At 68.4% G+C, this 12157-nt stretch carries 9 protein-coding genes; 2 read left to right on the top strand and 7 right to left on the bottom strand.

Annotation, left to right across the window (positions count from 1 at the left end; all coding sequences use genetic code 11):
• Window positions 1-59 precede the first annotated feature (59 nt).
• The 6 genes from C1I95_RS04905 to C1I95_RS04880 form a co-directional block, all read right to left on the bottom strand.
• A complete protein-coding gene (locus tag C1I95_RS04905; RefSeq protein WP_111212565.1) occupies window positions 60-1238 on the bottom strand; it encodes an ankyrin repeat domain-containing protein in 1179 nt (392 codons plus the stop codon).
• The gene (locus C1I95_RS04900) at window positions 1235-2437 is read right to left on the bottom strand and encodes a hypothetical protein (protein ID WP_233513367.1); all 1203 of its coding nucleotides are present in this window, start codon (window positions 2435-2437) and stop codon (window positions 1235-1237) included. The genes C1I95_RS04905 and C1I95_RS04900 overlap by 4 nt, the downstream gene beginning before the upstream one ends.
• A gap of 431 nt (window positions 2438-2868) precedes the next feature.
• Entirely contained in the window at window positions 2869-3639 is a 771-nt protein-coding gene (locus tag C1I95_RS04895; RefSeq protein WP_111212564.1) for a P-loop NTPase family protein, read from the bottom strand.
• Between the two features lie 93 nt (window positions 3640-3732).
• The gene (locus C1I95_RS04890) at window positions 3733-4206 is read right to left on the bottom strand and encodes a hypothetical protein (RefSeq protein ID WP_146605630.1); all 474 of its coding nucleotides are present in this window, start codon (window positions 4204-4206) and stop codon (window positions 3733-3735) included.
• Between the two features lie 89 nt (window positions 4207-4295).
• Complete coding sequence (locus C1I95_RS04885; RefSeq protein WP_158566288.1) at window positions 4296-4862, bottom strand: RNA polymerase sigma factor; 567 nt, start codon at window positions 4860-4862, stop codon at window positions 4296-4298.
• Between the two features lie 176 nt (window positions 4863-5038).
• Window positions 5039-6589, bottom strand: a complete 1551-nt coding sequence (locus C1I95_RS04880) for an ISL3 family transposase (RefSeq protein ID WP_111212561.1) — start codon at window positions 6587-6589, stop codon at window positions 5039-5041.
• A gap of 315 nt (window positions 6590-6904) precedes the next feature.
• Here C1I95_RS04880 and C1I95_RS04875 point away from each other — a divergent pair, with 315 nt between their 5' ends.
• A complete protein-coding gene (locus tag C1I95_RS04875; RefSeq protein WP_199523610.1) occupies window positions 6905-8770 on the top strand; it encodes a class I adenylate-forming enzyme family protein in 1866 nt (621 codons plus the stop codon).
• Between the two features lie 97 nt (window positions 8771-8867).
• A complete protein-coding gene (locus C1I95_RS04870) occupies window positions 8868-10994 on the top strand; it encodes an MMPL family transporter (protein WP_111212559.1) in 2127 nt (708 codons plus the stop codon).
• 49 nt (window positions 10995-11043) lie between these two features.
• On the opposite strand, the gene C1I95_RS04865 is transcribed toward C1I95_RS04870, so the two are convergent.
• Window positions 11044-12157 (bottom strand): ferritin family protein (locus tag C1I95_RS04865; protein WP_199523609.1); only part of this gene is annotated, 1114 nt, incomplete at its 5' end.

The raw sequence follows: 12157 nt of genomic DNA, 5'->3' as shown, positions 1-12157 counted from the left end.
GCCGAGGCGGAGTCCAGGCGGCGATCCGGCAAGGCGGGAGTTGGTCCGGAATAGATCATCTAGCGGCCGAGCTGTCGGTTGAGTTCTTCAAGCACGTCGATGATCTTCAGCCTGCTGGTGCCGGTCGGCATGGTGCGCGTGGTGCCGTAGGCGAGTTCGACCAGAGCGGAACGCGCGGCGGCGAGTTCGTCTGCGGTGGCGTCCAGTTGATGCCAGGATGCGTTGGCTGCTGGGACGATCTCGTTGCGCAGCCGCACGGCCATGGCACGTGCCGTGTCGGCGTGCGTACCCGTCCGAGTGTTCCATTCGTCGTCGCCCAGGTCGTCGAGGGCGATGTCGATGACGTTCGCCAGCAGGTGGAGCATCTGCGGGTCGCCGGCGAGCCGGACGCCGGTCGGGACGGCCCGCACAACGGTGCGAGTGATCGGCACATCGTCCAGGCCGACGTGGCGCTCCCCCAGCATGAACTGGACGTTCTGGCGCTGCCACCCTCGGGCCAGTCGCAACGCGGTCATGCCGTCGGCGCTGACGGCGTCGATCGCGGCGCCGGCCAGCAACAGGGCCGCAATGACACGTCGTTCGTTGCGTTCGACCGCGTGCATCAACGCTGTCCGCCCTCGCCCGTCGGCGGCGTCCACATCGGCGCCGGCCTGCAGAAGCACGTCCACCGCGGCGTGATCGCCTCGCCGGGCGGCCACGACGATCGCCGGTGTCGCATCGGAACGCTCATGGTTGGCGTCCGCACCGTAGGCGAGGAGAAGGCGCAGCACTGCCGGTGCGGCAGGTCGCATCACCGCGGTGATCAGAGGTGCTTCCTCGCTCGGACCTGGGGCCGCCTGCGCTTCCAGCAGGACCCGGAGCGTCGCACGAGCAGCCGGCGTCGGGCGGAACGAGGCGCAGGACACCGCCTCGGCCAGCACGCTCGACCTGGTGGCGGGCTCCACCGCGAGCGCCCCACGGCCGACCAGGAACTGCACCACATCCGCACGCGCCTCGATCACCGCGGCACGCAGCGGCGAGCCCGTGTAGGGATCGGCGGGACCGATGCGCGCGCCGGCATCCACCAGCAGGCCCACGATTCCCAGCCAGCCGCTGCCCGCAGCGCCGGCCAGGACCGACCCCCGGAACCGGCCTACCGTGACGTCCGGGTCCGCGCCGTCGGCCAGGGCCTGCCCGACAGCCACCTCGTCACCAGCGTGCACCGCCTCGACCAGGCGCTGATCGGCAGCCTCGGTCATCGATCACCACCCGTCACGTCGGTGAACGCCCGCAGGTGCAGTCGCGCTGCCACGTTCGCGGTGAACCAGGCGAAGAACTCGCCGTCTTCATCGAGGCCCGCACGGACTTCGTCACACCAGTCCTGCCGGTCGAGCACCGCGAGGTACTGCCGTACCAGTTGGTCTCGCTGCTCGGTGGTGCATCCAGATCGCTCCGGCTTGTCGCTCGCCAGGTGGTCGGCGATGACCGCGGCGTCTACGTACCTGTTCACGGTCGGTGTTTGCCGATCGAGGTGAGCGACATGCGCGGCGAGGACGACAGGCGCCGGCGGATAGTGCTCAAGGGTCATGCCCATGCCACCGCAGCCAGCCATGATCTTCAGTAGCCGGCCGGTGTGATCGACCAGGTCATCGTCGACCTCGGTCCCGACGATCGCCTCGTGCAGGTGGGCTGCGGTGGCCACCTTGCCGGCGAAGTAGCCGTTGAGGAAGTCGCCGTCGCAGGCATGGCGCAGCAGCCACCGGCGGGAGGCGTGGACACCGCCTCGGCACAGCGCCTCGATGAGGTAAACTCGTCCCCAACCTTCAACACGCTGAGCCAGCCACAACAACGCTTCCTCGCCTCCGCGGCGCCGCCGCAGCGCCTCGGCGGCCAACGCCCCGAACCGGTCCGACAGCAGGCCGATGGTTTGGATCAGCGGAATGTCTTCCTCCGCCCAATCCGTGGCGAGCAGCGCCAGCCCCACCGTCGCGGAGCATCGATCCGTGCTGTGCCGCACCAGCCACCGGCCGGTCTGCCGCACCCGCTGCCGGTCCGCGCGCAGCGCCGCAGCGGCGATGTGCTCGTTGTAGTGGATCGGAACCTCGACATCGTGAAACGCGTCGGCGAGTTTGCTCGGTGGCGCATCGGCCTTGCCGAAGTGCACGTCGAGGATGACGGCAACATCAGAACCCCTGAGCCGCTGGTCTTTCCGGGTCCGCGGTCGCTGACGTCGGCGATGAAGGTCGCCGTCCGGATACGGCTCACCGTCACGCGGAAGAGGAGAGTCCGGATAGCGCTGATGCAGGCGCAGAGCGTGTTCGAACAGGCCGGTCCGGGGTCCGAGCGATCCAGGCTCGGTCGTCACGCTCACCGGCGGACGGAAGACTCGATTCTCTCGATCATGGCCGGGATAATGCCAGCCCGGACTCGCCAAGGCAAGCAGCGCACGCCGCGTCAAGCACTCCGCCTCCAGCGAACTGCCTCAGAGGAGAGCGAGCAAACGGGCCGAACACAAGATCGAGCCGATCGAGGCGGAGCTGCGGCGCCGGCCTGACGACCCACTCGACAAGATGGCAACACACCCCGGCGGACAGGGCCACGAGCGGCAACCAGTCCAGTCGCCGTTCGTACACGACGCAGGAAGAGCCTGTTGGGTTCGAGTCGCTTCGGAATTCAACTCCTCGAAACGAGGCTTGACCTGGGGTGTTGGGTTCCGGCGTGTGTCGGGATCAACACGAACCAATTTCCAACGCGGCCTGTGCCTACGGGGCGCCATCGCGCTCGGCGGATAGCCACTAAAGCTGGTCAAGGCGGGTCCCGGGCTGGCCGCCGGGGCCCGCCTTGACCCGGTACTCCCATAGCTGACCCGCCTGTCGGGTCATGAGGTGTCTACGACGCCAACGCCACCGGCTGCTCCGCAATGGCTACCAGAGCGGTACGCGAAGACGGCAGACTTAGGCGGATGCCGCCGTACTTGGTGTACCGGCGGAGGAACGCCTCTTCGCCGCCTTCGAGCACCTGTCGGATGTGCGTGCGGATGTCCTCGGCGTCGATCGAACCCTGGGCAAGCACTCGTACTTGGTCGTTGCCTGCGTCGAGAACGACGACGAGTTCGGCGTCCCCGAGCACAGGGATGTTCGGGTTGTGCGTGGCGGCGATGATCTGCCGGCTGCCTCCGCTGGGAGAGATGGCCTTTTGGCTACGGATCATTTGGACCACGTCGTCAAAGATGAACCGATTGTCGAGGTCGTCTTCGGGCTGGTCGAGGATCATGCATCGGCCGTCGATCGCGAAGATGAGCAGCAGGATCGCGGTAGCGCGCTGGCCAGCCGATAGGCGGTCGAGGGTCTTGACCTCGCCATCGACGCGCAGCCGGATGTCGACTCGGTCACGGGGTGCGAGGATCTCGAGCTCCCTGGTGCGGTCAGCGTTCTCGTCGGTCAGCCAGGTCCAGATCTTGTTTGCCTGCGCGGTGGTCACATCGAACTGCTGGCTCAGCTCGGCTGGGCCTGCGGTGACTGCCGACGCGATGGTGCTGCCGTCGACTCCGTCTGTCATGGCGATCGCTTCGATCGCGGCGCCGTTGGCGCCGCTGCCCTGCAGCAGGTGGCGTAGGTCTTCGATGAATCGGTGCCGGTCGCCGTGCGCGACGATAGCCACCTCGACTCGGCCGTTCAGCTGGGAGTTGATTCTGGCCGCAGCGTCGGCGCGGAGATCTGGGAGAAGGGAGATCCTTCTCCCAGATCACGCGTGTCAGTCGACGGTAGGAGCTACCAACATCCCAACGGATCCGCAGGTCTCCGGCGCGTTCTTGAACTGCTGGCCGTCGAGAACGTAGATCAGTCCGTTCCACTGGGTCGAGGACGGGGAGGCGCTGGCGCCGGGAGAAGGGCTGGCGTCCTCGGCCTTCACGCACGGGTACAGATGATTGGGTGCCTCGTCGCCGAAGATTCGGCTCCACGACCTGCGGCACGCGTCGACCGGGGACTCGCCTGCGGTCGACGCGGCGTCGCCCATCCTTTGCAGGTTGGCCGTGGCGCACACGAAGGCGTCGCCGTTGGCGGGCAGCGCTTCGAAGGGAGCGGTGGGCGCGTTGTAGGCGCCGATCGCGGCGGTCGCGCCACCAGCGAAAAGGGCGCCCAGCACCACCGCGCCCGCAACGCGCGCTGCCGTACGTCGTGACCGCCGTTGGGGCTGCCGTGGCGTGTCGAGGATCCGAGCGAGCATCGTTTCTCCTTGCCGGCTGGCCGGGAAGCCGGCCTGGCTCTCGGGGCGGACGCCCCGGATCAACTGGCCGGCGTCGCTGTCGTGTCGCTTCACTGAAGCCCCCTCATGTATGCCGTCAGGCTTGCCGCGGATGGCGATTGCTGAGCCACTGGCTTCTCGTCGTGGACCGCCTTGAAGCGGCGGTGGGCTCGATGCAGCCGGACGGCGAAGGCCGCGGGAGAGCAGCCCAGCACGGAAGCTGCGTCACGGCCGCTGAAGTCGTACCAGTAGCGCAGCAGCAGCACCTCACGGTCCCCCTCGTTCAGGGCCGCCAAGGCCGCGAGAACGTCTACCCGCTGTGCGGCGACCTGGCCGAGAGGGTCGTCGTCACGATCGGCGTACGCGCGCAGCCGATCCCGCAGCGCCGCAGCAGTTCCGCGGGTTCGCTGGTGTTGCATCATGAGCCGCCGGGCGACCCCGAACAGCCACGGCCGCTCCTGGCCTTCCCTGATGCTCCTCAGCCGCCGCCACGCCACGGTGAACACCTCGGCCACCAGATCCTGGGCATCTTCCCGGTCCAACCGAGCACTGGTGTAGGCCAAGACCGCATCGCCATGCCGCCGAAACACCTCGGTCAGGCGCTGACGGTCTGCGGCCGCCCCTTGATCGTCCTGCACCGAACCTCCAGATGGTGGTTTCACACCCACACTTGTCGCCAGACGACGAAATCATTACCGCCACCTAGGTCGGGTCGTCCGGGGGATTCACCCCTGGGCTCCCACAGAGTGAATGTCAACGGTCATTGGGACGTGGCTCTGGCACGAAGTTCGTGATCGCTGCTGCCACGTGGCGGTTACTCGGCGAGGATGACGCGGCGGCGGAGGAGGTCGAAGTTCGCTCGGCCGTACATCTGCCTTTTGATCGCTTTCAGCTTGCAGACGTTGCCTTCGACCGCTCCGCTGCTCCAGGGCAGGGTGAGCCCGTTGCGGACAGCGTCGTAGTCCTTGAGCAGGCCGGCGGCGAAGCCGGCGAGCTGTGCGACTCCGCTGGCCTGGGCTTGGGTGATCCAGGTGTCCAGGTGCTGGCCTTGGCGTTGGCGCAGCATGCCGGCGAAGTCGCTGACCAGGCGGTCGACGGTGCGTAGGCTTTCACATCGCTGCAGGATGCGAGCCAGGTCAGCGTGTTCACGTTCGGTCCGCTCGGCGGCGGGCCGGATGATCCAGCCGGTCACCTCCCGGGGCTTCGGCGCGACTGCCGTCATGGCGGCCGGCTTGATCGTGCCGTCCCGCCACGTATGCAGCAGCCGGCGCACGGAACGTTCGCTGCCCCGGTAGCCGCGGTCGCGGAGTTCCGTGGTCAGCCAGGCCGCGTTGGTACAGCCCTGCTCCCAGCGCTCGGCGAGGTAAGCGGCGTGTTGGTCGAGTTCACGCGCTCGGGGGACGGTCTCGGTGAGCAGTTCGTCGGTGGTCGCCGCGCGTAGGTAGCGGCGCACGGTCTTGCCGTCGAGGTTCAACGTTGTGCTGATCGCGGTGGTGCCGATGCCCTTGACGTGCAGGGCATGGATCTCGGCGTGCCGTTGCCGGGTCACCTCGGCGCGGCGGCCCTGCTCGCCATCGGTTGACGGGCGCGGTTGCGCGACGGCTTCGGCTTCGGGCCGGTCCTTGAGACACTTACGGTGGGCGGGGACGACCCGGTCGGCGGCTTGGGTGAGGTTGTAGAGCAGGTGGAACCGGTCGGCGACCTGGATCGCGTCCGGCGCGCCCAGCCTGGCGCCTTCGGCGTAGCCGCTGGCCCGGTCGCGGCAGACCACCTCGGTACCCGGGTGGGCGCGCAGCCAGTTGGCGAAGGTGTCGCAGCGGCGGTCGGGCAGCAGGTCGACGGGCCGGCCGGTGTGCATGTCGACCACGATGCTGCCGTAGTCACGGCCCTTGCGGAACGCGAAATCGTCGACGCCGAGCACCGCCACCGTGCCGACCTCGGGCACCGGCAGCGCCCGGACCAGCCGTAACAGGGTCGTGCGGGACACCTCCACGGCCAGCAGACGCGTCATCCGTGCACCCGGCCGGCCACCCAGAGCCAGGGCGACCTTCTCCAGGATGCCGCGCAGCAACGGGGTGCGGCGGGCATATGGTGCGGTCAGATCCGGCACCTGCTCGGCGAAGGTCCGCCGGTAACAGGCGGTGTTGTCGCAGAAGAACCGCCGGATACGCATCCGTAGCAGGGTCTGCCTGCCACCGATCGCCGGGTCCGCCAGGGTCCGCTGGTACCGACTATGCACCCGCGCCGACTTGGACCCGCGGCCGGGACACCGCGCATCATCAGCCGAAACATCGGCATCCAGCCGGACCGACCGTCCATCGGCCCGTACGTGCCCGATCCGCAGGGCCGCAAGATGGGGCAGCAATCCTTCGAGGCCACGATCATCACACCGCGGAGATGATCATCCACATCGGATGCCCCCCGGAGACCGGGGTCAGGGCCGATTCACCAACTTCGTGCCAGAGCCCGCACAATCCCGAGGATCATGGCGACCTTGTTCGGGTGCAACGGGATCAGCGCGTGCGGGGATGAGCTCTCGGCCCAGCGTTCGGCACGAAGCTCGCCCACCTCGCCAGCTACCGCAACGAGCGCGGCAGTGTGTCCCCGCAGGCGACGAAGGCGTGCCTCGGCCGGGCTCCGCCGACTTCCAGCTGCGATCAATTGTCTACATTGGTGCTCGTTGTTCGATGGCCGGGCCAGGAATGTCGCCGGCCAGCCGTGGTCTACACAGGACTATATCGATATGGTTACCGGCAAGTTGGCTGCCGGTGAAACCGACGGGCCGCCGGCATTCCTCTGCCCCCGCAGAACGGAGGATCCCGTGACTTCATCTGCCGAGAAGGCAGCCGCCGGTGACGACGTCGAGTCGCAACGGCCGATACCCCGCTTCCTCACGCACTTCACGCCGACCCGCTACCGCCGCCGGCTAAGTCCTTTCTCCCGGCTGCCAAAGCACTCCAAGATAGGCGAGACCTGGCACGTGGCGGCCAAGACCGCCCCGGACGAGCTCGTCATCGCCGACCGCGCCCTCGACATCGACCGGGACGGGCCGGCGAGCCGCACCTACACCGAATGGGCCGCGCTCGTCGACCGGGTCGCGGCCTGGCTGCACCATGCTGGTGTACGGCCGTGGGACCGGGTGGCGGTCCTCAAGGCCAACCACATGGACATCGTCATCCTCGAGTGCGCCATCGCCCGGATCGGCGCCATCCCGTGCATGTTCTCCGGATCGTACGGTCCGGAGGCGATGATTCCGATGCTGAAGCGGCTGGAGCGGGCGTTCCTGATCACTGACCGGCATCATATCGACAAGTGTGGGATAACTGCCGAGGTGACGGCGGACCTGACGGTGCGCACGATCAGCGTGGACCCGGTCGCCGATCGGCCGGACGTCGTGCAGCTCGACGACTTCAAGGACGCGCCGCCGGTCCAGCCGAACATGCGCGAGTTCTCCGAGCCGATGGTCATCACACACACCTCCGGCACCACCGGCATCCCGAAGCTGGTCATGCACTCCGCCGAGTCCATCTATTCGCTGGCGATCCTCGAGGTCGAGCGGTGGCCGGGGTTCGCGCTCAAGCGCAGCGACACGGTGGCGTTCTGCGACCCGTACACGCATGAGCGGCTGGCGACGATGCAGCTTGCGATGGCGGCGATCGGACCCAAGGTGATCTTCCTGTCCGATCCGCTTTCACCGCGGGTCAGGGAACTGATCGCGGAACACCGGCCGACCCTGGTCGAGGCGTTGCCGAACATCTACCTTGCCTGGGAGCCGCTGGCCCGGGATCCCGCCGGCCTGTTCAGCAACGTCCGGGAGTACGTCAACTCATTCGACGCCATCCACACCCGGACCATCCGAACCTTCATGGCGGCGACCAAGCGCAGGTTCCCGATCTGGGTCCAGTCGTGGAGCCAGACCGAGAACGGCGCACTGGCGATCCGGCCGTTCTTCCGCTTCGTAGTCAGGCGCAAGGGGCACCGGCCGCCGCCGACCCAGCTGATCGGTTGGCCGATGCCGTTCCACGCCAAGATGCGGGCGATCGACCCGGTGACCGGCAAGGAGGTGCCGCGTGGCGAGGTCGGCCTGATCGAGATCGACCAGCCGGGCCGGTGCCTCGCCTACGTCGGCGAGCAGGACCGGCACGACCTTAAGGTCAACGGCTCCTGGTGGAACACCGGCGACCTCGGGATCATCAACAAGTGGGGCGCCGTGCGGATCGTGGATCGGGAGATCGACCGGATTCCCGGCGGCAGCGCGATCGAGTTCGAGGACCTGATCCTGGACCGGATCGACTACACGACCGAGGTCGTCGTTCTGCCCCGCGCCGGCGAACTGCCGGTGCCGGTGGTCAGCACCCTCGACGACGTGCCGCTATCGAAGGAGGACTGGACGCGGGCGGTCGCGGACCTCAGCCCGATGGCCGAGCCGATCCAGATCCGGTGGGACGAGTTCCCGCGCACCGGAACGTGGAAGATCCGCCGGGTGGCGTTGCGGGAGCGGCTGTTCTCCGGCTCCCAGGCGATCGGCATCGGCCGCTGGACCTGAGCACCGCCGAACATCGAGACATCGCCGTGGCGCCGGTCGGTATGGCCGGTGCCACAGCGTTCCGGCGACCGTAGCCGGTCGAGCGAAGGGAACATCCGTGTTGGATCTGCTCGGGCGGCTCGCGCACCAGGCGCGCTGGTGGGTGATCGGCACCTCGGCCGTCTTCCTGGTCGCCGCCGGCGCCTGGGGAGCGAACGCGTTCGACGATCTGGCCGGTGGTGGCTTCACCTACGCCGCCAGCGAGAGTTCGCGGGCCGCCGACGTCGAACGGGATCGGCTCGGCCGCAACGACGCAGACGTGGTGGTGCTCTTCCGCAGTGACCGCTGGAGCGTCACGGACCCGGCGTACCGTGCCGCGGTTCGCGACGTCCTCGACCGGCTTCCGGCGGACCGGATCGAGGGGGTGGCGGACTACTGGCGGACCGGCGAGAGCGCCCTGGTCGGCACCGACCGGCGGTCGATGATCGCGGCGGTGCAGGTCGCCGGCGAGACCGAGAACGACCGGTTGACCAACTTTCTGGCCATCAAGGAGCAGTTGACCAGTCCCGACCTTTACGTCTCGGTCGGCGGGCCGCTCGCCGTCTTCGACGACGTCAACACGCAGAGCCGCACCGACCTGATCCGCGCCGAGGCGCTGGCCGTCCCGGTGCTGTTCCTGTTGCTCGTCCTGATTTTCCGCAGCCTGCTGGCCGCGCTGCTGCCCGTGCTCGTCGGGGTGCTCGCGATCGTCGGATCGCTGGCCGGTCTGCGCTTGCTGGCCCAGTTCACCGATGTCTCGATCTTCGCCGTCAACGTGGTCACGCTGCTCGGCCTCGGCCTCGCCGTCGACTACAGCCTGTTCATGGTCAGCCGGTTCCGAGAGGAACTCGGCGCGGGACAGCCGGTCCCGCAGGCCCTGCGCCGCACCATGGTCACCGCCGGCCGGACCATCGTGGTCTCCGCGGTCACGGTTGCCCTCGCCCTGGCGAGCCTCGCCGTTTTTCCCCAGGTCTTTTTGCGCTCCATCGCCATCGGTGGGGTGGCGGCGGTGCTGCTCGCTGGCTTCTTCGCGCTGACCGCGATGGCTGCCATGCTTGCCCTGCTCGGCCCGCGGCTGCGGGAACGCCGTCGCCGTACGACCGCCGTGCGCGACCCCGATGCGGGCGCCTGGGCCAGGATCGCCCGGACCGTGATGCGCCGGCCGATCCTGGTGGCCACGACGGTCGTCACCCTCCTGGTGCTGCTCGGCCTGCCGTTCCTGCGGATCTCGTATGGCTGGCTGGACACCCGTGTGCTGCCGACCGGCGCCGAGAGCCGGCAGGTCCAGGTCGCGCTTGAGGAGTCCTTCCCGGACAGCGTCACCCGCCCGATCGACGCGATCGTCACGCTGGCCGTGCCCGTTGGCGAGCCGGCCGGACAGCGGCAGGTCGCCGGCTACCTGGAGCGGGTGACCGCCGTGCCCGGTGTCGGGCGGGCCGAGGTGACCGGTGCCGACGGTGACACGGCTCGGATCACCATCCGGTCCGATGTTGAGCCGATTTCCGCCGAGGGGCGGGAGCTGGTCGACGCGGTCCGGGAAGTCGAGGCACCCCCGGGCGGCGTGGTGTTGGTCGGCGGCGAGGCGGCCGGTTTCGCCGACCTGATGGACATGCTCGCGGAGCGGCTGCCCTGGATGGCGCTGCTGGTCATTGTCAGCACCTTCGTGCTGCTGTTCTTCTCTTTCGGCTCCCTGGTCCTGCCGGTCAAGGCGATTCTGATGAACATCCTCAGCCTGACCGCGGCGTTCGGCGCGGTGGTGTGGATCTTCCAGGACGGTCACCTCGTCGAGCTGTTCCGGTTCACCTCCACCGGCAACATCGACGTCGTACAACCGATCCTAATCTTCGCGGTGGCGTTCGGGCTCTCCATGGACTACGAGGTGTTCCTGCTGTCCCGAATCCGCGAGCAGTACGACCTGACCGGCGACAACACCGAGGCGGTGGCGATCGGACTGCAACGCTCGGGCCGGATCATCACCAGCGCCGCCCTGCTGCTCGTGGTGGTCATCGCGTCGTTCGCGACGTCCAGCGTGCTGGTCGTGAAGATCATTGGAGTGGGGCTGGCGATCGCGGTCATCGTCGACGCCACGATCGTCCGGGCGCTGCTGATGCCGGCGACCATGCGGCTGCTCGGCGATCTCAACTGGTGGCTACCGGGACCGCTGCGCCCGTTCTACCGTCGCTGGGGCATCCGCGAGAACGGTTGAGGGCCGCCGAAGCCGGTTCCGGGAGCGCTTCGGCGGCCTGTGTCCAGGCTCAGAAGATGAGTGCCCGGCCGAGCCCCATGTCGGTGAGCCGGGTCGAGTGCACGGTGCTGGTCACCTCGAGCGCCTTCTGGATTCGCTCCTGCGCCGTCGTGTCGATCAGCCGGCGGCCATCCCATGCCTCGTAGTCGCCGATCAGGTCGTGGTGCGCGGCGATGCCCTCCTGGAACCAGGTCTCCCACCGGGTCAGCTGGTCGCCGACCGGCAGCCGCTCCCACAGCCGCATCCCGTCGCGAATGATCTCCACGAGCCGGTCACGCTCGTCCGGGTGCTGCTGGATGTGGTCGCGGATGATCGACGTGCCGACCGCGAGGTGCCGTACCTCGTCGATCCCGGCGCCTTTCTCCATGTCGGCCATCCGCGGGTCGATCGGCCGCCACTTGCGCTCGCTCAGTTCGAACGACGGGGCGAGGAACCCCTCGATCAGGATTGTCAGCAGGACCACGCCACCGAGGAAGTCCCGCCGGTCCCGGACGATGGGGATGCCCAGTTCCTCCAAGGGGTCGAGGATCGTCGCCCGGTCCGTTGCGGTCTCCCGGGCGATGACGGCATCCACGTCGCTCGGGTCCACGCCGAGGTTGCACAGGTGGTTGCGGAAGATCATGGCGTGCCGGGTCTCGTCGAGAAGTTGGGTCGCGTAGAACTCGACTGTGGCGGAGTCCGGCGCGCAGGCCACCAGGTAGCCGATCGCTCGGGCGGCCCGCTCCTCGGCCAGCGCGCGGAACGCGACCTCCTGAACGAGCGCCTCGCGCAGCGGCCCTGGCTCGCGGAGGAAGTCCGGCGTGACCAGTTCGGGGCCATAGCCGACGATGTTGCCGCGCAGGGTGCGCTGCGGCACGTTGGCGAACCAGTAGCGTAGGTCGCAGTCGGCCGGGGTCAGGCGGACCCCCTCGGCCCCGTCGAAGAGCGACATGGCCTGGTCCCAGTCGGCCGCGTCGTTCGCGGTCGCCGTTGAGGTCCGCCCGGCCGGGCGCGGTTCGACGGGCCGCGGGTCGTACGACACGACTGTCCGCTGCGCGGTCTGCCGAGGCGCGGGCACGGTGTCCCGGGCGGGGCTGACGACGGGCGTCGGGGCGCCGACCGGGTTCTCTGCCTCGGGGGTGGGT

It is taken from the genome of Micromonospora craterilacus, assembly GCF_003236315.1.
Classification (GTDB): Bacteria; Actinomycetota; Actinomycetes; order Mycobacteriales; family Micromonosporaceae; genus Micromonospora; species Micromonospora craterilacus.
This window is presented reverse-complemented; position numbering and strand designations above follow the sequence as displayed.